We start from the raw sequence: 21,246 nt of genomic DNA, 5'->3' as shown, positions 1-21,246 counted from the left end.
ACGAAGACGCGGCCACCCGCTACGATTACTACCACGATGGCAACGGGCACGCCAACATGGTACCCACGACCATTGGGCAGCTGAAGGTCGACGCGGCTGTTACGAACATCAACTGTTTCGGGCAAACTACAGGTGCCATTCAGCTAACGCCCAGCGGCTTACCGGGACCCTATTCTTACCTCTGGAGTGACGGTGAGACTGGCAAGGATCGGTATGCGCTGAAGGTTGGCACCTATAAGGTGAAAGTGACGGATGTGCCCACCGGCAAGTTCGCAGAGCTAACCCGCACGCTCACGCAGAACTCGCGCCTGCAGGTGCTGCTGAAGAAAAGCGACAACTCCATCGAACTGGTGGCCAGTGGGGGCGTTGGCCCGTACGCCTATACCTGGGATGATGGCCCCACCACGGCTATTCGGAAAGACTTAGCGCCTGGTAAGTACTACTGCGTTGTTACCGACTCGCTTAATTGCGCGGCTGAAACGGTCGAAGTCGTTATCGACCCGTATCGTTTTTACTTCAGCGAAAATCCGATCCTGCTTCCGCTCGATGCCGGCGACGAGTACCGCGCCGACAAAACGACCAAACCCAACCTGAGCTTCTTGTGTGAAGTCTGGATTGAGCTAGAGTACTTGAGTGACGTTTTCGTGCGCATCGGTGCACCGATTGAGCAACCCGCCGACCGGGACGGCCGCACCGAGTTTGAAGTGCAAACGCTGCTGCAGGTGTATTTGCAGGAGCATCTTCCTGCCGTGCAGGAAAGTAGTTTTTCACGGGCCGATTCGCTGTTCAAACGCTTCTATTTGCAATCGTGCGAGCGGTACGGCACGCCCCCCGAAAACGCGCCATTTCAGGTGCAGAAGCAGCAATATGTCGTGCTCGGGGGACTCGATTTTTACGAGTATGCGGCCAACACCTGGTTTACTTCCTACCAGGCTGCGGCCAAGCCCTTCCTGACGTGGCAGCCTAATAATCTGCTCACGCTGCCCGAGGCTCCGCAGTACCTGTACTACCTGCACAACTCGTTCGAGGTCACGGAAATCAACGCCTGGGTGCGCACCCACTTTGCAGACGGCACCCAGGAGGTTGCCTTACTTGGCGTGCACGACAACGTGAAACGCTATGAGGTATACTATCTGCCGGCCGGCTGTCAGCAGCTCAACCTAGGTCGTTACGCCAAAGCCATCCTCAGCTGGGAAGTGTACGTCACCGGGCCCGCGGGCGAAGTGCTGAGCGAGGTGCGCCGCTACCTAGTGGACGCACGCTACTTTCCTAATCCTCGCTTTTTCCTGTACACCAACAGCCTGGGCGGCGTCGACACGTTGCAAGTCGTTGGGGATGGCAAGTATGCCGTAATGCCGGCGCAGGACGAAGCAGCCCGCAACCCCGATCCGCACTACGACCCCTTGCAGGGCGATACGTTGGTGCTGGATCGGTCGCTCACGCCGACGCTCACCGTGGGCTCTGGCGCGCTGTCCACTGCCACCGCTATTGGGGTGCAGGAGCTACTGCTTTCGCGCCGGGTTACGCTGCAGCGGGACGGCTTCTACTGGCCTGGTAAAATCAAGTCAAAGGCTACCACCATTTTCGATGAGTTGGAAACGGTGCCCACGCTGGACTTCGACTTTGAGTTGCCGGCCCAGCGCCGCTTTACGCCCCGTATGGCTGCGGGCCAAACGCAGCCCATCACGGCTGGGGATGGAGGGCAGCCATGATCCGCCTAACGACCGACGATGGTCAACTCCAACTGCCGGCCGACTCGCTGAGCATCGATGTGCTGAACCCGTACTTCGAAGCGGATGCCATCCCCGGCATCAGCACGCAGGCATTCGCGCTTTCCTGGACTCGCGAGAACCTGCGGCTGCTGAACTTCCCGCACCGTTACCGCGGCGCCGGTGGGCCACCTGCCGTGCCCGCTTATCTGTACCTGGACGGCCCGCTGTGGCAGCGCGGCGCGCTGGTGTACCGCGAGTGTGATGAGCAGCGGCAGAAGCTGACTTACAACTTCGCGGCTGCGGCCACCGACCTGCAAACGCAGATCAGCGGGGTGAACATCCGCGACCTGAACCTAGGTTCGGTGCCGCTGGTGCTCACGCCCACTGCGGCCGATTATGCCCTGCTGCCGGTGCGCAACAGCGCCTTCTACGGGGACAAGAACACGAGCTTCAAAGGCATCGTGAACCACTACCGTAATGGGGGTTACTCCACCGGAGCGGCCTTTGCCATTTGCCCGCAGCCGCGCCTAGTGCCGGCGCTGCGCAAAATCATGGGCTACTTCGGCTACACGCTGACGGGGGCCTGGCTGGAGCAGGAAGAAGTGCAGCAGCTGGTAATCTACAGCGACCGGGCGGCCGAGCTGGCCGGTGGGGGAGTAGATTCGGAGTTCAAGCTAGCTAGCTACCTGCCGTCTATGACGGTGGGGGAGTTGCTCATTGCCTTGCAAAAGCTGTTTTGCATCGGCTACGTGTTCGATTCCAAGCGCAAGGAGATGCGTCTGCAGCCGCTGGGGCCAGTGGTGAGCTTTCCCGCCACGTACATCGACCGCTCGGGTTTCAAGCTGAAATCAAAGCCTAATACGACCAACGGCTTCACCTTGCAGCAGTCGCCGGAGGGCGACGATGAGCTAGATAAAACGCTCGATACGGGTGGGCGACAGATGCGCGTAGGGGCCGGCGCCGAAACCATCGAAACCAAAGCCGGCACCTTGCACATGGTGCAGGAGCAGGACCCGCATGGTAGCCGGTCCTGGCTGGTGCCGGCTATCGAAGCCAAAGGCGCCAGCCTGGCTTATGGGCTAGGGGAAGAAAGCCGCTGCGGGCTGCGGCTGTTCTACGACCGCGGCTTGCAGCCGGACTCAGCCGGTGGTCAGTACCCGCTGGGGACCAGCGGCACCGTGAACTATAACGGGGCCAGCGTGGGCGAGTCCTCGCTGCTGTGGGACGGACCGCAGGGCCTGTACCTGCGCAGTTACCAAGCTTGGCTGGACTTCCGCAGTCGCGCGGTGGAGACCGAGTACGAGGTAACCTTCAGCCTAGGAGACTTACTCGCGCTGGAGCCCAGCATGCCCGAAATGATCGACCGCCACTTGCAGCTGTGGCAGAAAGTATCGCTCACCATTGATGCGCAGCGGAAGCTGGCCAAGGCCCGCATCACTTACCAAGAAATCCTATGAGTGAGCTGACCAAAATTTATGGCCAGGAGCAGCACCAGATTGCGGTGCAATGGTTGGCCATCACCATCGAACGCTGGCGGGCCAACCTCAAAAAGCTCAAGATCGGCTCGACGCAGGAGTTATACCAGTCCTTTCAGGGTGAGGTTATTAGCGCGGCCGACACGGAGCTGAAGGCGCGCCTGAGCTACGCCCTGTGGGGGATGTACGTCGACATGGGTGTGGGCCGCGGCATGGGAGCCGGCGTGAAAAAGCAGGATGCCGATTACCGGCGCTTTCGCAACGACAAGGGCAAGCTGCACCGCCACGTGCGCAAGGCCAAGGTGTGGTACAGCCGCCAGATGAGCCGCGAGCAAAAGGCGCTGGCCGAACTCATGAGCGAATCCACCGGCCGCATCTTGATTGCCGCTATTGCGGATGCCGCCCCGAAAACAATAGAAATTAACTTATAAGTGAAGTCGCTATGGCAGAGCCGAAAGAAAAGCGCGAAGTCGAGATCATTATCAACGGCCAGAAGGCCAATGCTAGCTTAAAAGAAATGGATGCCGCCGTGGCGCTGATGTACAATCAGTTGCGCAAAATGGCGTCCGACGATCCGAACCGGGAGAAGCTGAAGCAGGATTTCCTGGAGCTAAAAGACAAGGTTAACGATGTACGCACGGAGTTGAAGGGTGCCGCCGAAAGCAGCAGCTTCCTGAGCAAGGCCATGCAGTTTGCCGGCATCGAGGTGGGCGTGGAAGCGGCCGTCGACGGGGTGAAGGAACTGGTGAGCACGGTGATCGAAACCACCAAGGAAGTCGGAAACCTGCGCAGCAACATCAACGGCCTGACCGGCGCCACTGGGGCCGATCTCGACCAGCTCACCACGTCGGTGATGGCCGTGTCGCGCACCTTCGGCAAGGAATTCAACGAGGTGCTGCAAGCGGCCAACACGCTGAGCAAGCAAATGGGCATCAGCCAGCAAGATGCCATGAAGCTGATTGAGCAGGGCTTCGAAGCGGGCGCCGACGCCAGCGGTGAGTTTCTCGACCAGGTTAAGGAGTACGCCCCGCAGTTTAAGAATGCGGGCTACTCGGCCAATGAGTTCATCGGGCACATTTCGCAGTCCGTTACCACCGGCGTGTTTAGCGACAAAGGTGCCGACGTGGTGAAAGAATTCGGCCTGCGCATTCGCGAGCAAACCAAAGCCACTGGGGATGCCATGCAGGCTGCTTTCGGGTCGGAGTTTACCAAGAAGATCTTCGACGGCATCAACGCTGGCAGCATCAGCTCAGCGCAGGCCTTGCAGATGGTAGCCCAGGAGATGAACGACACGAAAGTGCCGGCATCGCAGCTGCAAACCGTTATCGCCGACGTGTTCGGTGGCCCGGGTGAGGATGCCGGCATCGAGTACCTGAAGTCACTGAAAAATGCCGGCAAGGGCATTGATGAACTGGTCGACAAAACCAACGTTTACACGGCCCGCCAAATCGCTCAGCTCGAATCGGAGAAGGAGTTGGCCGCGGCGCAGAACGAGCTAGCCAAGTCGTTTGAGGGGGGCAGCCAGGCGATGACTACGCTCACGAATGAGGCCATGACGGTGCTCTACACTTTATTAGTGTCGCTCGGGGCCACCTTCAGCGAACTCATGCAGCCGGTGAAGGAGGTGTGGGGCGCGTTCATCGACCTAGGTCGGGAGCTAGGTATCTTCTCGGAAAAAGGGTTGACGGCCAAAGATGTTGGGCAGGCGATAGGCGACGTGATCCGCTTTATTTTTGCGCCAACGAAGCTGCTGTGGGGTGCCATCGCCGACGTGGTGAAGGCCACGGTGGAGTGGGCTAAGCAGTCCGACTCCGCGAAAGGGTACCTGAAGCTGCTAATTTCGCCGGTGCAGGCCTTTTTCGACCTCCTGAAAAATGGCCCGGCTTACTTCGCTGGCTTCACGGCATCGGCAGATAGCAGCTTCTCCGTCGTCAGTCGGGCCATCAAAAAGGCGCTGACAGGCGACTTCAGCGGGGCCAAAGCAGAATTCGGATCGTTCGGGAAGAACGCGGCCGACGAGTTCAACAAGGCATTTGCCGCGGCAGCCGCCAAAAAGACGGTTGTGGAAATGAGCGCCAACGTGAAAAGCGGGGGTGCCGCCCCAACGCCAGAGCTACGGGCGGCTGGTGGCGACGGCGTGACCGATGCGGACCGCGCCAAAGCGGAGCAAAAAACCGTGAAGGATGCCGTTTCAGCGGCCAAGAAACTGCAAGATTTGCAGAATAAGGCCGATCAGGCACGCCTGGACTCCATCAAGGCCCAAGTCAAACACGAGGAGGATGTAGAGGATCTGCGCATCGCTGCCATCTCCGACAAGCGGCAGCGCGAAATCGCCCGCATCAACGAGGACGCCCGCCGTAAGGCTGCACTCGTCACCGGTTCCGAACAGGAAATTGCGGCGCAGCAGCTCGCTATCAATGAGGAGCGCGAGCGGAAGCTGCAGGAGCTAGCCGATAAGTATATCAAAGAAGGGGAGGCGAAAAACAAAGCCCGAATGGATACCCGTTTGGCCGAGGAGGATGCGGCTGAGCAGGGGCGTGAAGCTGAGATCCAGACTAGGTTCGAAGCGGCACTCATTTCGGAAGGCACCCGCGACCAGTTACTCTATGAGGCCAAGCATGCCTCCTTGGAAGCTAAGCTGCAGCTGGAGGAGATGTACGCCGGCAAAACCAGCACGGCGTACCTGCGAACCAATAAGGAGTTGGAAAAGCTGGACAAGGACCACAACAAGCAACTAGAGGAAAACACCAAAAAGCGGGAGGAGGCCAAAGCACAATTCACCAAGCTAGGATTGCAGTCAGCAAGCAGTGCCCTGCAAGTGACCATCGATATTCTCGGCCGCGACGAAAATGCGCGGAAGAAGAATGCCAGCCTGATTAAGGCGTTTACAGCGTCTAAAATCCTCATCGATGGGGTGGAAGAAGTGGCCGCTATCTGGAAAAACTCGAACTCCAACCCACTGAACATCCTGATTCCAGGTGCCGGCACGGCGCTGGCCATTGCGCAGACGGCGCTGGCTGCGGTGCGGACCGGGTTCGCGCTGAGCCAGGTGAAGTCGCAGCAGTTTGCCAAAGGTGGTGCGACAGGGAGTGGCATGCCGATGCCTTCCGGAGGAATTGGTTCGATGGCCATCGGCCCGCTGGGTAACCTGATGGAGCTCTCGGGCATGTCGGTGGGAGCCAACGGCAAGGTGGTCGATGATACGGGCTTCGCCGTAGCGGGCGTCGTGCACGAGGACGAGTACGTCATCCCGAAGTGGATGAGGGCCGACCCCAAAGTGATGCAGGTCGAGAACTGGCTGGAGGCCCGGCGCCTGCGCGGCTACGCTGAAGGGGGCGCCACCAGCGATGGTGACCGGCAAGCTACTGCGGGCGATGCTCTGCCAGGTACGACAGATGCCGTGGTGCAGGAACGGATGCTTTCCGTACTAGACCGGCTCGACTCGCGGCTGGCCAGTGTCGAAGATTGGCAACGCAACTTGAAGGTGCACCTGAACACGCGTGAACTAGATGAAACGCAGTCGCTTCAGAAACAAGTTGAATTCGACAACGCAATTCGCTAAGCGCGACCGAAAGAAGCCCCGCCAACAAAACGGGGCTTCTTTTTTTTGCGCAGGTAGCGAACAGTAAGATTTAGAGATTAATTTGGAAGGATGTTCGTTGGTTGAACTTCACCACTATACCTATTTTATGTCCTCTAATTCAGTCCAAAGCCACACCTTTCCCAGTGAACCAGTTGTGGTGATCGATCCCGTCAGTCACATGCTAGTCAACATCCGGCCAGTGATTATGCTCATCCACCAGGAGTATCAGGGTGACAAAGATTATCTAGTTGATCAGTTGCACGAGCTGGTGTCCTATCTGCAAACCGTGGAGACGACGGACGACTCAGCTAAACGGCTGCGGCGCATGCTCAATATTGTCAATGGCCTAGCGACGGCTGTCGACAGTATTCGCATCATGCCGCAGCCGTTCAACGGGTAATCACTATCTACGCTATCTGCCTATTTGCAACCGCCCCAACCTCACCTGTTGGGGCGTCTTTTGGGTGCTCAAAAAAGGGTGTAAAAAACGGGGCTCAAAAACTGCGTTTCCAGCGCGCATTCGCAGCCTGAAAAACTGCTCACAATACGGTCGATTTACAAGCATGTCTTTATAGTTTCATAGACCAAATTCTTACCTCCAATGAATTCTTCTTACAAATTCACACAACTAGGAACTGACGACTGGACTTTTGATTCGGCCTTTTTAAATATCGTTGAGTTGAGAGAGGAGCACCGCGTTCGACTTAGGCAGGAGAAAGGAACACCTCTCTTATTCCATTTTATCTTTTCTTTGACACCTAGCTCACGAGAAAAGGCGTTAACCTATCTTCGATTACCTGGCAACACAATCCCCTTTTTGCAATGGGTTATTGCTTGGGTAAGCTACAGGGATAAGCTTCCTGCCGGTAAAATTGAGCTAGAGCTTTTTGACTATGAAAAGCTCTATGAGGTCTGGAGTTCTCAGTGCAGGGATATGAAAACAGACCACCTCATAGGTAGAATTTTTTATTTCGCTGATGGTCGGGTAACGGACTACGATGGTAATCTGCTATCATAGTCCCTAGACCTTGAGAATAGTTTTAATGAAGGCAGCCATTTACGCCCGGGTGAGTACCCGCGACAAAGGCCAGGATACCGAGAATCAGTTGCGCGAGTTGCGCACGTTTGCCGAGCGACTAGGCTACTCCATTTATAAAGAGTATACCGACCAGGAGTCTGGCGGTAAGGCGGACCGACCGCAGTTTCAGAAGCTTTTCCAAGATGCGCACCAGCGTCGTTTCAACGTGGTGCTGTTTTGGGCCCTCGACCGCTTCAGCCGCGAGGGCGTCACTGAGACGCTGAATCACTTACAAAAGCTAGCTTCTGCTGGCGTGCAGTTCAAAAGCTACACCGAGCAATACCTAGATAGCACCGGTATTTTCAAGGAAGCCATCATTGGGATCATCGCCGCTATTGCTAAACAAGAGCGTGTTCGTCTAGGAGAACGGACTAAAGCAGGGCTTGCTAAGACGCTTGCTAAAGGGACTAAGTTGGGGCGGCCTGTAGTTGATCCGGAAATAGTAGAGCAGATGAAACGTCTGAAGGCTGCTGGTATTTCCGATCGGGCTATTGGTAAAGCACTGGGCATAGCCGCTGCTAGTGTGAAAAAATATGCTTCGTGATGCTTACTATATATTGTTTAGACGACTTGTGGTTTGCTATCTGTATAATATTACATTAAAATTTTATAGTCATAATAGTTGTAAGTTTTATTATTGCAAAATACTGACTTTGTGACACATTATCAATAATAAACTGTGTTCTATGATTTTTACTTTTTTCTGAAACTCAATTAGTTTAGATAAAGTTAATGGATCATCTGTAGCAGATCCATGGGCTATCCTATGTCTTACAGCTAAAAGATTATCAACAAATGTTTCCCAGAACGATCTTTGAGCAGCCTGATTGTTTTGAGTACCAGGTGTTTGTTGTGTGGGATCTTTGATAGCAATAATACTTATGTCTACATTATAGGGATATGATAAAGTTTGAGCGTGAATATGTTTCTTTAATTTTAATAATTTTCTCTTTACTGTTATTGATCTTACAGATACTCCGGAGAAAACAGCTTCAAAATAGCAATTATCTAACCATAAGAACGGGTTCTTTATTCCAAAATTAGAGAATGCTTTGGCAATAACTTTCGGGGCTGGATTTTTTTGATCGTTCCCGTAGCTATTGTTTATTAGAAAAATATCCACAGGAAATTTTATATCAAAATCTTCTATGGATTTTAGGAGTTTATTCATTCTCTCTTCTGAATCTTTATTTAATTCTCCTTTTATATTTGAATTATTGTTAGGATAAGTAAAATCTCTACAATATATTTTTTTTAATGTTTCAGGCGCAGATTTAAAGTTTGAAAACTGATTGATATCATTAATTATTGCTTTTATTAAGTCTTTTATGAAAGATTCTAAGTGTGCAGATATAAATAAAACTGTTGATCTGCATAGTACATCATACATTTCTGGGTTATTTTTATTACTTGAGGCTAATTTCATAAGAAGGTTAACGTCTTTCCATCTTTCTTCTATATTACTGTTTAGCTCATTTATAAACGTGCTCATTTTTTGAATAGATTTATAGCTGCTTCGATTCTTCTGATAACCTTTTCCCTGTCATTAACACTTCCCTCAGTAGCATCAAAAAACTCTGGGTCCTTGAATAGCTCTTTAAATCCTTGTACCTTATCAAATGATAATTCTGGTTTTTTATCTTTTATAATGTTGTCTGCGATAGAGACGGCAAGTGAATCAAATACTGCAGCGTTGAATTTTGACATTCTTTTGTAAGCATTTCCTGTGTACCTAAATTTGGCAAACGGCTCATCTCCGAAATTCTTATAAATAAAATCCATGGTACTAATGAATTTTATTTGCATCTTTTTAAATGCGTTGTTGTCAAGAGAATTAAACCTCTTCATTTCATCATCTAAAAATTGCTTAAATCCTTTTTTTAAATTAATATAATTTCCGCTGCTAAGAGCGAAGAATCTCAAGACCAACTCAACGTCCTCCATCTTTTGGACCTTTTTATCTGAATCTGGATTTCTGACTTGAATTAAGATTCTAAATGTCTCATTCTTTGCTAAATTTTTAATTATTTCATTGAAAGGTCCCCTTGCTACAGCATTTCTCAATTCCTGAGCTTCCAACTTAACAGATCCAGAATTCAGCCTCTCGAAGATATCATACTTAACTTGATCGTCTACCGTTGAATCTATTCTCAAACACTTAATTGTTCTTTCTTCTAGTCTGCGTATTAAGAATGGTGGTAACTGTTTATATGTTAGCCCCTCTAGTTCCTTTAGAGCTTCAAGTCCTGTTAGAGTTATATTATTGGTGAAAAAATTTACTATAGCAGTGAGTCTTTGTTGACCATCAATGACTGAATACCTTGATTCTTCATCAACTTCAGTATCTACATCTATGTCTTGAGATAAATAGATAATAGGAATAGGAATATTTAGTATCAAACTTTCAATTAAACGTGATGATGTTATAGGGTCCCATCTATGTCGTCTCTGATAATCAGGATCTAGTTTGATCGTACCTTTGTCTATTTTCTTCACTAAAGTTTCTAGATCATACTCAATATTTTGAGTTTTTACCGTCCTCTCTCTCGCTTTTTGCTGGAGATCAGATAAATTCTGTTTAAGTGTCATAACTCTACTTAAATGTTGAAAATGCTGAAGAATTTTATGATATCCGTTAAATATTTATATTTAATATACTGTAATAAAATATGGCCTTTATTTCACAGAAATTGATTGCCTTAAATGTAAATGAACTTATGAATAATCATCGATAATACTGCTTTTGAGTTAGTATATTGTTGATATTTTATAATTATGTTTCAAACGAGCATCTATAAACTAAGCTTATTTTACATATATGTATCAGTATTAATGATCTTGTGCGCTTATCCACAAGCATCGAGTAAGTCTATTCTATTAATTTCATCTTGTTTCATCTGTTCATCTACATGAACATACTTCATCGTCATGCTTAGCTTCTTGTGGCCAAGAAGCTTTTGGAGTACTTCAACTTTGCCGCCTCTCCGGATGAAGTTCGTGGCGAAGGTCTCGCGACCGATGTGGTGGTGGATCTTCGTCTCGATACCGAGGAGGCCACCAATAGCTTGCAGCTGCCGGTTGGTGTACTGGTCGGTATAGAGGAAGAAACCCTCGATATCATTCTCGCGCTGGCTGTCTTCTAGGTAGCGCATCGCTTTGCGTGTGAGCGGCAGCAGTAGGTCTTTTTCGTCATAGCGGTACGTCTTGTGCGGCTTGAGCTGCATTACGCGGTCGGTGAACTTCGCCTGGCCAGCCGCTTTTAAGTCGCCCAGGCGCAGGCCCGACTCACAGCTAAACAAGAACTTTTGCAGCATGCGCCGGTGGGTAGTGCCTGGTTTGGTTTGGGCGTAGTAGTCCTCGAGCAGCCCCAACTCTGCCGGGGTCAGGGCGCGCCACTGACCTTGCACCGTGCTGTTGACGAAATACTGGTAGGGATCTTCGAAGGTAATTTTGTCGCGCCGAGCTAGCTCGAGGTACGCCTTCACGTTGCGGTGCCGGCCGGAGCGGGTGTTCAGGCAGCTTTTGTGGCGTTTTTTGAGCCAGGCATCGAAGTCGCCACTGAACTTATGGGTTAGGCTGCTGAAGGGGAGCGTGCCGGCGAACTCCCGCAGCTTTCTCAGGGTCGAGGTGTGCCCCTTGCGGGTGTTCTCCGATATCTGCCCGCGGCGAAACCGCTCGGCAATGCGCGCTTCCATGTAGGTCAGGAAGTCGGTGTTGCTGGCGCCGCTGTTGTACTGGCGCAAAAACTCATCGACCGTCAGCACCAAGTCGTCTTGCAGCCGATACTTGACGAAGATATCGTTGGCTTTGCCGCGGGCCTTGCCGAGGATCAGGTTGATATCGCTGGCTTGCTTCTCGAGCGGGCCACCCACCGCGGCTTCCGTGCGCTGCAATAATTCCTTATAGGAAGCTTCCTGTTTATTTTTTGGCAGGGATGCCAGGCACTTGCCGGCTTCTTCGTCAAACAGCGCCTCGGGCCACGCCACCTTCAGCGGGATGGGTACTACTTTCCGGTTGATGATGACTTGCAGCCGCAAGGTATTGAGCCCGTTTTTCTGCGCAGGCCGGCGTAGGCTGATGGTTGCCGAGTAGCTCACGTGGTAAACAGTTGGTAAACGGATAAACAGAAAATGCGGAAGGGAACCTTGATTCTGATGTCAGAATCAAGGTTCCCTTCCGCATTTAAAAGGTTTTGTGACCTCTTAGTACCAGAGACGGGAATCGAACCCGTACGCCTATTCGGCAAGGGATTTTAAGTCCCTCGTGTCTACCTGTTCCACCACTCCGGCAGTACTGGGCTGTCACAAAAATAAAAAGACGTTGCCAAAAAGCAACGTCTTTTTATTGGAGCGGGAGACGAGGTTCGAACTCGCGACCTCGACCTTGGCAAGGTCGCGCTCTACCAACTGAGCTACTCTCGCTTATCGTCCGCGTTACTGCGGTGGCGAATGGTGTGACAAAGGTACAACGCTTTTTCTTTCTGTCAAGAGGTGGCGCTAAAAAAACGCAGGAAAATTTTCTTAAAAATCGCTTCTAGCTCATAATCAGGGGCTTTTTTTACTCTCCTGCTGTGCGGCAGGTCGCAGAAATGCGCCCTTAGGCTTCTGTTACCTGCCGCATGGAAGCAAGCTTACTTGCCGCCAAGCGCTAGCTTGAGCTCATTTAGTTTGAGCAAGGCGTCAATGGGCGTGAGGGTATTCACGTCGAGATGCTGGAGCAAGTCACGCACGCGCTCCATGGCTGGGTCCGCGGGTTCGAACATGCTGAGTTGCAAGCTAGCACGTGGTGCCGTAGCTACCGCCGCGGCAGGCTGCGGGCGGGGGGGGCGTGCTACTTGGGCCTCCGTCGCTTGGCCGTTCAGGGGTACTACTTTGCCTCCAATTTCGGCAGGTTGAGCCTCTAAGCCAGCCAGAACATCATCAAATTCGGTTGGCCCATCTTCGAAACTACTGGTAGCGCGCTCCTGCTCTAGGTGGTGCATGATTTCATTAGCCCGTAGCACCACGGCCGTTGGCATACCAGCCATGCGCGCTACGTGGATGCCAAAGCTGTGCTCGGAGCCGCCTTCTACTAGCTTGCGCATAAATAGGATGCGGCCATCGGCTTCCTTAACGGCCACATTAAAGTTGCGCACTCGTGGACAGTCTTCGGCAAGCTGATTCAGCTCGTGGTAGTGCGTGGCGAAGAGCGTCTTGGCTTTAGCTTTCGGGTTGTTGTGCAAGTGCTCCACGATGGCCCAGGCAATGCTGATTCCGTCGTAGGTACTGGTGCCACGCCCGATTTCGTCCATCAGCACGAGGCTACGGTCGGAGAGGTTGTTGAGGATGCTGGCCGTTTCGGTCATTTCCACCATAAAGGTGCTTTCACCCTTGCTTAGGTTGTCAGAAGCTCCCACGCGCGTAAAAATCTTGTCGATCACACCAATGGTGGCCGATTCGGCAGGCACGAAGGACCCAATCTGGGCCAGCAGCACGATAAGTGCAGTCTGGCGCAGCAACGCAGATTTGCCGGCCATGTTCGGCCCCGTAATCACGACGATTTGCTGCTCTTCTTGGTCGAGGCGAATGTCGTTGGGGATATAGGTTTCGCCTGGGGGCAGCTGGCGTTCAATAACCGGGTGGCGGCCCTGTTTGATGTCTAGGAGGGTGGTATCGTCGACTATGGGCTTCACGTAGTTGTATTGGCGCGCCGTGGTGGCGAAGCTAGCTAGGCAGTCGGTAACCCCAATGGCACGAGCATTCTGCTGAATCTGAGGTACAAAGTCTATAGCCAGCAGCACCAAATCGTTGTAAATCTGCTGCTCCAGCACAAACAGGCGCTCCTCTGCGTGAAGGATCTTTTCCTCGTAGGTCTTTAGCTCTTCGGTGATGTAGCGCTCCGCATTTACCAAAGTCTGCTTCCGGATCCAGGAGCTAGGTACCTTGTTCTTGTGTGCATTCGATACCTCCAAGTAATAGCCAAATACCTTATTATAAGCTACTTTAAGCGAAGAAATACCCGTGTTCTGCTGTTCGCGTTGCTGAATTTTTAGCAGATAGTCCTTGCCTGAGAAGGCCATACTGCGCAGCTCGTCTAGCTCTTTATCAACGCCATCATTTAATACGTTGCCTTGGTTGGTAAGCAAGGGCGCATCCGGCTTGATCTTCGCCTTGATTTCTTCGCGCAACGTGGCACATGGGTTTAGCTGGTCGGCAGCTTTTTGGAGCGCTCGAATGCCTGAGCCAGCCAATAAGGCCCGCATTGGCTCAATAGCATCCAGGGCGCGGCTCAGTTGCAACAGCTCCCGCGGGTTCACGCGGCGCACGGCTACCTTAGAGATAAGGCGCTCCAAATCATTGATTTGGCGCAAATGCTGCGTGAGCTGGCCCAGCAGTTCGTCGTCTTGCAAAAGCGCATCCACCGTATCGAGGCGGCGCTGAATCTGGGCGGGCTCTTTGAGCGGTAATACGATCCACTTGCGCAGGAGGCGGGCGCCCATGGGCGTTACCGTTTGGTCGAGAATGTCGATAAGGGGCACGCCGCCTACGTGTTGCGGCATCACGAGCTCCAAGTTGCGTACCGTGAAGCGGTCGAGCCACACGTATTTATCCTCTTCTAAACGCCCAATGCCAGCAATGTGACCGACGTCGGTGTGCTTGGTTTCGGCGAGGTAGTGCAAGATGCAGCCGGCCGCCGTAATGCCTTCGCGCAGGCCGTCGATACCAAACCCCTTGAGCGACGTGGTTTTGAAATGACGCGTGAGTGTATCGTGGGCGTAATCGAAGCCAAAAACCCACTCATCGAGGGCGTAGTGGCAATAATCGGGGCCGAAGTGTTGCTCAAACTCGCCGCGGCTCTTCTTGCAAAATAGCACCTCCGCCGGGGCAAAGTTTTGCAGAAGCTTACCTAGGTATTCTCGGTCGCCCTGTGCCACTAAGAACTCACCGGTGCTGATATCCAAGAAGGAAATGCCAGCTTCCTGCTTGCCGAAGTGAATGGCACACAAGTAGTTGTTGCTCTTGCGTTCCAGCACGTTATCGTTGAATGACACTCCCGGCGTGACTAGCTCCGTGATGCCACGCTTCACCAAGCCCTTGGCGAGCTTCGGATCTTCGAGCTGGTCGCAGATGGCCACCCGCTGCCCAGCCCGCACCAACTTAGGTAGGTGTGTATCGAGGGAGTGGTGCGGGAAGCCAGCTAGGGGCGTTTCGGACGGGGTGCCAGCGCCGCGCTTAGTCAGTATAATATCCAGAATGCGGCTCGTCGTTACCGCATCTTCGCCGAAGGTTTCGTAGAAGTCACCTACGCGGAACAGGATGAGCGCGCCAGGGTGCTGCTGCTTGAGGGCATAATATTGCTTCATGAGCGGCGTATCAATCACCGGGGCGGGACCGAGTGTGCCGTGCATGGGAATAGGCTTCTTAGGGGTCGTACTGGTTTTCACGAGCAGGAAAGACGGAAGTGGAACGGCGAAAGGGCGAGGAGGGCCAGTGCACCGAATCCAGTAAGCTAGGTTCTAATTTGTCGATGGCAGCCACACCGGAGCGCCTTCCTACCTTTGCATATGCGCAAACTCACTATGGAAGAGCTGAACCGACTGACGGTGACAGACTTCAAAAATACGCAAAAATTCCCCCTTACCCTCGTGCTCGATAACGTCCGGAGCCTACATAATGTGGGTGCTGCGTTCCGCACCGCCGATGCGTTTGCCATCGAGAAAATCTGGCTGTGTGGCATCACCGGCCGGCCGCCCCAACGCGAGATTACTAAAACGGCCCTTGGTAGCACCGAGTCTGTAACTTGGGAGTATGCCCCAACCACTGCCGAAGCCATTCAACAGCTAAAAGCGGCCGGCTACGTAGTGGTGGCAGTAGAGCAAACCGATCAAAGCCAGGCGCTGACTACCTTCTTGCCCGAGCCAGCGCGACCGTATGCCTTGGTGATGGGCAACGAAGTATTCGGCGTAGAAGACGAGGTATTGGCCTTGTGTGATGCTGCCGTCGAGATTCCGCAGTTCGGGACCAAGCATTCACTGAACGTATCGGTGGCCGCCGGGGTGGTGCTGTGGGACTTCCTAACCAAGATGGGCTTGGCCACCACCTAGCTCCTCACGAAGAACCGCTGACTGCCTAGGTCTAAAAGAAGCATTGGAGCTAAGCTCCTTTCAAAAAGCTTCTGCACCACAGCGCCTACTTCTTGCTGCATGTGGCGGTGCTAGTCATGGCCTTTTTAAGCTGATATTAAATCAATTGTAAAAAAGGATGGCCGCATGATTCTTCCCCGGTTACTGTGTAGCTTTGGAAGTAAGCTCCCTTTATCGATCTAGCACTACCCTTCTACTCTACTGCTTGTCTTATTGTATGCATAAATCCTTTACCAAGCCCGCTTGTCGTGTGCTAGCTTTTGCCTGCTTGCTGGCCGCACCCGGACTGGCTAGCGCCCAAACGACTCCGCTTAGTAGCGCGCTAAGTCAGTTTGGTAGCCAGCGCAACAAGCTAGGTCTCAGCGAATCCGACTTGAGTAATCCGGCAGTTACTTCTTCTTACACGGAGCCTGCCTCGGGCATAACGCACGTGTACTTGCGGCAGCGCTACCAAGGCATTGAAGTGTATGGCGCCGAAGCCGATGTGCATCTGAACCAGGCTAACAAGCTGGTAAGCATGCACAGTAACTTTGTGGCGGGCGTGGCGGCGCAGGCACGTGCTGCGACAGTGCCCGCACTGTCGGCAGTGCAAGCGGTGGCAGCTGCCGCCACTGCTCTAAACCTAGGCTCGCCAAGTGGCCTGGCAATCGAGCAGAACGGCCAGCCAGCAACGGGTTTGGTCTTCAACGAAGGTGGTGTTTCGCTGGAGAAAATTCCGGTGAAGCTTATGTATCAAGCTAGGCCCAGCGGCGAGCTAGTACTGGTGTGGGACGTGACTATTGCGCCCAAGCAGGGCAATCATTACTGGAATGTGCGCGTGGATGCCGCCACTGGCCAGCTGGTCGACAAAACCGACTACACGGTCTCGGAGCCGGTAAGTTTTGCCGACCTTGCGCGGCGAAGCCTAGCTACTGCTGCTTGGCCTGCGCCTGTTGCCTCAGCCAAAGCCGCGACGCCAAACAGCTATGGAGTATGGCCGATTACCGTCGAAAGCCCAAGCCACGGGGCCCGCGCCGTGGTCACGAACCCGGCCGATGCTACCTATTCGCCCTTTGGCTGGCACGACACCAACGGCGTAGCTGGGGCCGAGTACACCATCACGCGCGGCAACAATGTGTATGCCTACGAAGACCGCTCGAAGCGGGATACGCCCGGTTACAGCCCCAACGGAGGCACCGATTTGATCTTTGATTTTCCCTTCGATCAAACCCTGGCGGCTCCCACAAACCAGGATGCGGCCATCACGAACCTGTTTTACTGGAATAACCTCATGCACGACGTGATGGCCTACAAAGGCTTCGACGAGGCGAGCGGCAACTTCCAGTCGAGGAATTACACCGGAGCCGGTACCCCGCAAGATTACGTGCAGGCCGAAGCCCAGGACGGTAGCGACGTTAACAACGCCAACTTCTCCACGCCCGTCGATGGCTCCCGCCCGCGCATGCAAATGTTTTTGTGGCCGGGCATTGTGCGCGCAACACTCACGGTAAGTTCTCCGGCTTCGGTGGCCGGTACGTACGCGGGCATCAACGCAAGCTTCGGTCGCAAGCTTTCGGCGACTACGCCGCTCACCGGCAACTTAGTATTAGTAAACGACGGCGCTACGTCCACCCTAGGGTGTACGGCTCCTTTTATAAATGTCGCAGCCGTCAGCGGCAGCATCGCCGTGGTCGACCGGGGCACTTGCGACTTTTCGCTGAAAGTGCGTAACGCCCAAACAGCGGGCGCCAAAGCCGTTATCGTCATTAATAATATTGCCGGCGACCCTTACGCCATGGGCGGCACCGACACCATCGGAGTCAAGATTCCTTCCCTGATGATTTCGCTGGCCGACGGCAACAAGCTAAAGACTGGCTTAAGCACGGGCGCGTCGGTAGCGGTGTCGTTGCTGGGCAGCATCCCGCCACCCGACCGTGACGGCGACTACGACAACGGCGTGATTGCCCACGAATACGGTCACGGCATCTCTACCCGCCTAACCGGCGGCCCGGCCAACTCTAGCTGCCTGCCCAACAACACTGGCTACGAGACCATGGGCGAGGGGTGGAGCGACTTCTTCGGCTTGTGGATGACCACCAAGCCTGGCGACAAAGGCGAGACAGCGCGCGGCGTCGGGACGTATCTCTCCTTTGAATCTCCCACAGACCTAGGTATTCGCAGTAAGCCTTACTCCACCGACTTTGCGGTTAATAACTACACCTATGCGCAGCTAGGTACCACCGGAGACAAGTTCAGCGAAACCCACGCAGTAGGCGAGGTGTGGTGCGCCATGCTCTGGGACCTCAACTGGGCTTTAGTTAGGAAATACGGCTACAATACGGATCTGAAAGGAGTCACCGGGGGCAACAACATCGCCCTGAAGCTGGTACTCGATGGTTGCAAGCTGCAGCCTTGTACACCGGGCTTCGTGGATGGGCGCAATGCTATTCTGAAAGCAGACTCCCTCTACAACAACGCTGCTAATGCTTCTTTGATCTGGCAAGTGTTTGCTCGCCGGGGGCTAGGCTACAGCGCCGTGCAAGGCTCCAGCAAAAGCGTGAACGACAACACGGCTTCCTTCGACTTGCCGGCCGGCGTACTTGCTACGCAGAAGCAGCTCAGCGAAGACGTCTTGGCCGTATATCCGAACCCCGCCAACAGCCAGCTCACCGTGCGCACCCTGATCAGTAGCCGCACGCCCGTGCAGGTTTCCCTGCTCACGGTACTCGGCACGGTGCTTCAAAAAACCGAAGTGCCAGCTGCTATCATGCAGCAGGAGGGCATGCAGCTGAACACTACCTCGTTAGCAGCAGGTCTTTATCTGGTAAAAATCAGCACTTCGGATGGCATTGTCACAAAGAAAATTTTGGTGCAGCACTAAAAAATCAGAGCTCGCGGCGTTATAGATGCCGCCTTACTACCAAAGGAAAACGCCCCACTTAGCTGTCACAAGCTAGGTGGGGCGTTTTGTTTTGAATACTAGAAATTGGTTTTGTTATCGCACAGATAATCTGATAGTAATACTAGAGGCTATAGGATATTAAGTAGATGCTCAGAAACAAAGAGGGTGCAATGAAATGGAGAACTTGTTAATAAAATAGTAGTATTTTATTTATAATATATTAATAAATAACTGAATTATGTTCAGAAATAAGTTTCTTGGTGTCACGATTCATATATAGATTTGGACAGCAGCCTATCACTTGGCGTGCCCCTACTCTTTCCCCTCTTACAACCTTCTATGAAAATACCTTTTACTCCAACTATTCGGCCTTTAGCGTTAGCTGCTTGCCTAGCCCTACCCGGCTTGGTTATGGCCCAAACTGCGCCTGTTCAAAGCGCCCTACAACAATTCAGCAGCCAGCGGGCCAAGTTCGGTCTGAGCTCAGGTGATGTAGCTGATCCGGCCGTGACGAGCTCTTACACGGACGCAACCGGCGAGCTAACGCACATTTACCTGCGCCAGCGCTACCAAGGCATCGAAATCTACGGGGCCGAAGCCGATGTGCACGTCGACAAAAGCCAGAAGGTCGTGAGCTTGCACAGCAACTTTGTGGCTAACCTAGCTAACGCGGGCCGGGCTGCTATCACGCAGCCTTCCCTGACGGCGGTGCAGGGTGTGGCTGCCGCTGCCAAAGTCCTCAACCTAGGTGCGCCGAGCAGCCTAAACGTTGTGAAAGCGGGTGCCCCAGCCGAAGGTCTTACCTTCGATGAAGGTGGTATCTCGCTGGAGAAGATTCCGGTGAAGCTCATGTACCAAGCCCGTACTAGCGGCGAGCTAGTGCTGGTGTGGGACGTGACCATCGTTCCTAAAAAAGGTGACCACTACTGGAACGTGCGCGTAGATGCCGCCACTGGCCAATTAGTAGACAAAACGGATCTTACGGTTCACGAGCCGATTAGCTTTGTTGAGCTTACGCAGCGTAGCCTAGCCACTTCCGCTTGGCCTGCGCCGCTTACTAGCGCCGTAGCCGCTACGCCCAACAGCTACAACGTATACCCCCTCACGGTGGATAGTCCCTTATCGGGCAGCCGTCAGCTGGTGGTAAATCCTGCTGACCCCACGTACTCGCCTTTCGGCTGGCACGACACCAACGGGGTAGCCGGTCCTGAATATACCATCACGCGCGGCAACAACGTGCACGCCTACGAAGACCGGGCAAATGCGAATGCCCCTGGTTACAGCCCAGATGGCGGCGCTGACTTGGTGTTTGACTTCCCCGTCAACTTCGCCCAGGTGCCCCAAGCCAACCAGGACGCCGCCATCACAAACTTGTTCTACTGGAACAACATGATGCACGACGTGATGGCCTACAAAGGCTTCGACGAAGTGAGCGGCAACTTCCAGGTGAAAAACTATACCGGCGCTGGCCTCGGCAATGACGACGTGCGCGCCGAAGCCCAAGATGGCGGCGGTACTGATAACGCCAACTTCGGTACGCCTAACGACGGCTCTCGCCCCCGCATGCAGATGTATCTGTGGTCGGCGCCATCCTCGCTAGTCATCAATTCGCCTTCGCCCGTTGCAGGCACTTATAAGGCAATACCTGCTGGCTTCGGCAAAAAGCTGGCGCCGGGCGTTCCATTCACGGGGCAATTTGTACTGGTAAATGACGCCAGCTCGACTAGCCTAGGCTGTACGGCTCCGTTCCTCAACGCGGCGGCCATCGCCGGCAAGATTGCCGTACTCGACCGCGGTACGTGCGACTTCTCCGCTAAAGTGCGCAACGCCAAGCTAGCTGGTGCCAAAGGTGTAGTAGTGGTGAACAACGTAGCTGGCGACCCCATCACCATGGGCGCTGGTGCTGACACCACGAACACGGGCATCCCCTCCGTTATGATTTCGCTAGCTGATGGTACAAACCTGAAGGCAAACCTCGCTGCAGGTGGAACCCCCAGCGGTAGCATAACCGGTGGTATCCCACGCGACGGCGACTTCGACAACGGCATCATTGCCCACGAATACGGCCACGGCATTTCTACCCGCCTGACGGGCGGCCCAGCTAACTCTAGCTGCTTAAACAACGCCGAGCAAATGGGCGAGGGCTGGAGTGACTTCTTCGGCTTGTGGATGACCACTAAGCCCGGCGACGTTGGCCAAACGCCTCGTCCTGTTGGCAACTTCGCTACTTCACGTCCCATTGACGGTGCAGGTATCCGTACCAAGCCGTATTCGACGGACTTTGCGGTAAACAACCTGACTTATGCCTTGATTGGTACTACGGCTTACTCCGAAGTGCACGCCACGGGTGAAGTTTGGGCGGCCACGTTGTGGGACCTGAACTGGAAGCTGGTGG

14 protein-coding genes and 2 tRNA genes are annotated in these 21,246 nt (G+C 53.5%); 10 read left to right on the top strand and 6 right to left on the bottom strand.

Annotated elements, in window-relative coordinates; genetic code table 11:
- The 7 genes from BXP70_RS26905 to BXP70_RS26875 form a co-directional block, all read left to right on the top strand.
- The coding region (locus BXP70_RS26905; RefSeq protein ID WP_179197869.1) for a SprB repeat-containing protein at window positions 1-1,712 on the top strand (1,712 nt) is incomplete at its 5' end.
- Entirely contained in the window at window positions 1,709-3,169 is a 1,461-nt protein-coding gene (locus BXP70_RS26900; protein ID WP_086597222.1) for a hypothetical protein, read from the top strand. The genes BXP70_RS26905 and BXP70_RS26900, both read left to right, overlap by 4 nt.
- The gene (locus BXP70_RS26895) at window positions 3,166-3,618 is read left to right on the top strand and encodes a hypothetical protein (protein ID WP_086597221.1); all 453 of its coding nucleotides are present in this window, start codon (window positions 3,166-3,168) and stop codon (window positions 3,616-3,618) included. The genes BXP70_RS26900 and BXP70_RS26895 overlap by 4 nt, the downstream gene beginning before the upstream one ends.
- 11 nt (window positions 3,619-3,629) lie before the next feature.
- Complete coding sequence (locus BXP70_RS26890) at window positions 3,630-6,749, top strand: phage tail tape measure protein (protein WP_086597220.1); 3,120 nt, start codon at window positions 3,630-3,632, stop codon at window positions 6,747-6,749.
- A gap of 127 nt (window positions 6,750-6,876) precedes the next feature.
- On the top strand, window positions 6,877-7,170 hold the full coding sequence (locus tag BXP70_RS26885; protein ID WP_143436716.1) for a hypothetical protein: 294 nt from the start codon (window positions 6,877-6,879) through the stop codon (window positions 7,168-7,170).
- A 201-nt stretch (window positions 7,171-7,371) separates the two neighbouring features.
- Window positions 7,372-7,788, top strand: coding sequence for a hypothetical protein (locus tag BXP70_RS26880; RefSeq protein WP_086597218.1), 417 nt, complete (start codon window positions 7,372-7,374; stop codon window positions 7,786-7,788).
- A gap of 10 nt (window positions 7,789-7,798) precedes the next feature.
- Window positions 7,799-8,392 (top strand): recombinase family protein, encoded by a 594-nt coding sequence (locus tag BXP70_RS26875; protein WP_218779878.1) that lies wholly within the window; start codon window positions 7,799-7,801, stop codon window positions 8,390-8,392.
- A gap of 90 nt (window positions 8,393-8,482) precedes the next feature.
- Here BXP70_RS26875 and BXP70_RS26870 read toward each other — a convergent pair whose 3' ends face one another.
- The 6 genes from BXP70_RS26870 to mutS all read right to left on the bottom strand — a co-directional run bounded on the left by BXP70_RS26870 (window position 8,483) and on the right by mutS (window position 15,235).
- A complete protein-coding gene (locus tag BXP70_RS26870) occupies window positions 8,483-9,340 on the bottom strand; it encodes a HEPN domain-containing protein (RefSeq protein WP_086597216.1) in 858 nt (285 codons plus the stop codon).
- Entirely contained in the window at window positions 9,337-10,437 is a 1,101-nt protein-coding gene (locus tag BXP70_RS26865) for a DUF262 domain-containing protein (RefSeq protein WP_086597215.1), read from the bottom strand. Before BXP70_RS26865 ends, BXP70_RS26870 begins: the two co-directional genes overlap by 4 nt.
- A 257-nt stretch (window positions 10,438-10,694) precedes the next feature.
- Entirely contained in the window at window positions 10,695-11,945 is a 1,251-nt protein-coding gene (locus BXP70_RS26860) for a tyrosine-type recombinase/integrase (protein WP_086597214.1), read from the bottom strand.
- A gap of 109 nt (window positions 11,946-12,054) precedes the next feature.
- Window positions 12,055-12,137, bottom strand: a tRNA-Leu gene (locus tag BXP70_RS26855).
- Window positions 12,138-12,193: 56 nt separating this feature from the next.
- Window positions 12,194-12,269 (bottom strand) — tRNA-Gly (locus BXP70_RS26850).
- Window positions 12,270-12,478: 209 nt separating this feature from the next.
- Window positions 12,479-15,235 (bottom strand): DNA mismatch repair protein MutS, encoded by a 2,757-nt coding sequence (gene mutS / locus BXP70_RS26845; protein WP_086597213.1) that lies wholly within the window; start codon window positions 15,233-15,235, stop codon window positions 12,479-12,481.
- 156 nt (window positions 15,236-15,391) lie between these two features.
- Between mutS and BXP70_RS26840 the strand changes: the two genes are divergently transcribed.
- From BXP70_RS26840 to BXP70_RS26830, 3 genes are all read left to right on the top strand, one after another.
- Window positions 15,392-15,931, top strand: a complete 540-nt coding sequence (locus BXP70_RS26840) for an RNA methyltransferase (RefSeq protein WP_086597212.1) — start codon at window positions 15,392-15,394, stop codon at window positions 15,929-15,931.
- Between the two features lie 256 nt (window positions 15,932-16,187).
- Entirely contained in the window at window positions 16,188-18,830 is a 2,643-nt protein-coding gene (locus tag BXP70_RS26835; RefSeq protein WP_086597211.1) for a T9SS-dependent M36 family metallopeptidase, read from the top strand.
- 360 nt (window positions 18,831-19,190) lie between these two features.
- Window positions 19,191-21,246 (top strand): M36 family metallopeptidase (locus BXP70_RS26830; RefSeq protein ID WP_179197868.1); only part of this gene is annotated, 2,056 nt, incomplete at its 3' end.

This window comes from Hymenobacter crusticola, assembly GCF_002154225.1.
GTDB lineage: Bacteria > Bacteroidota > Bacteroidia > Cytophagales > Hymenobacteraceae > Hymenobacter > Hymenobacter crusticola.
The sequence above is the reverse complement of the archived record's forward strand: the minus strand, read 5'-3'. Positions and strand labels throughout refer to the sequence as shown.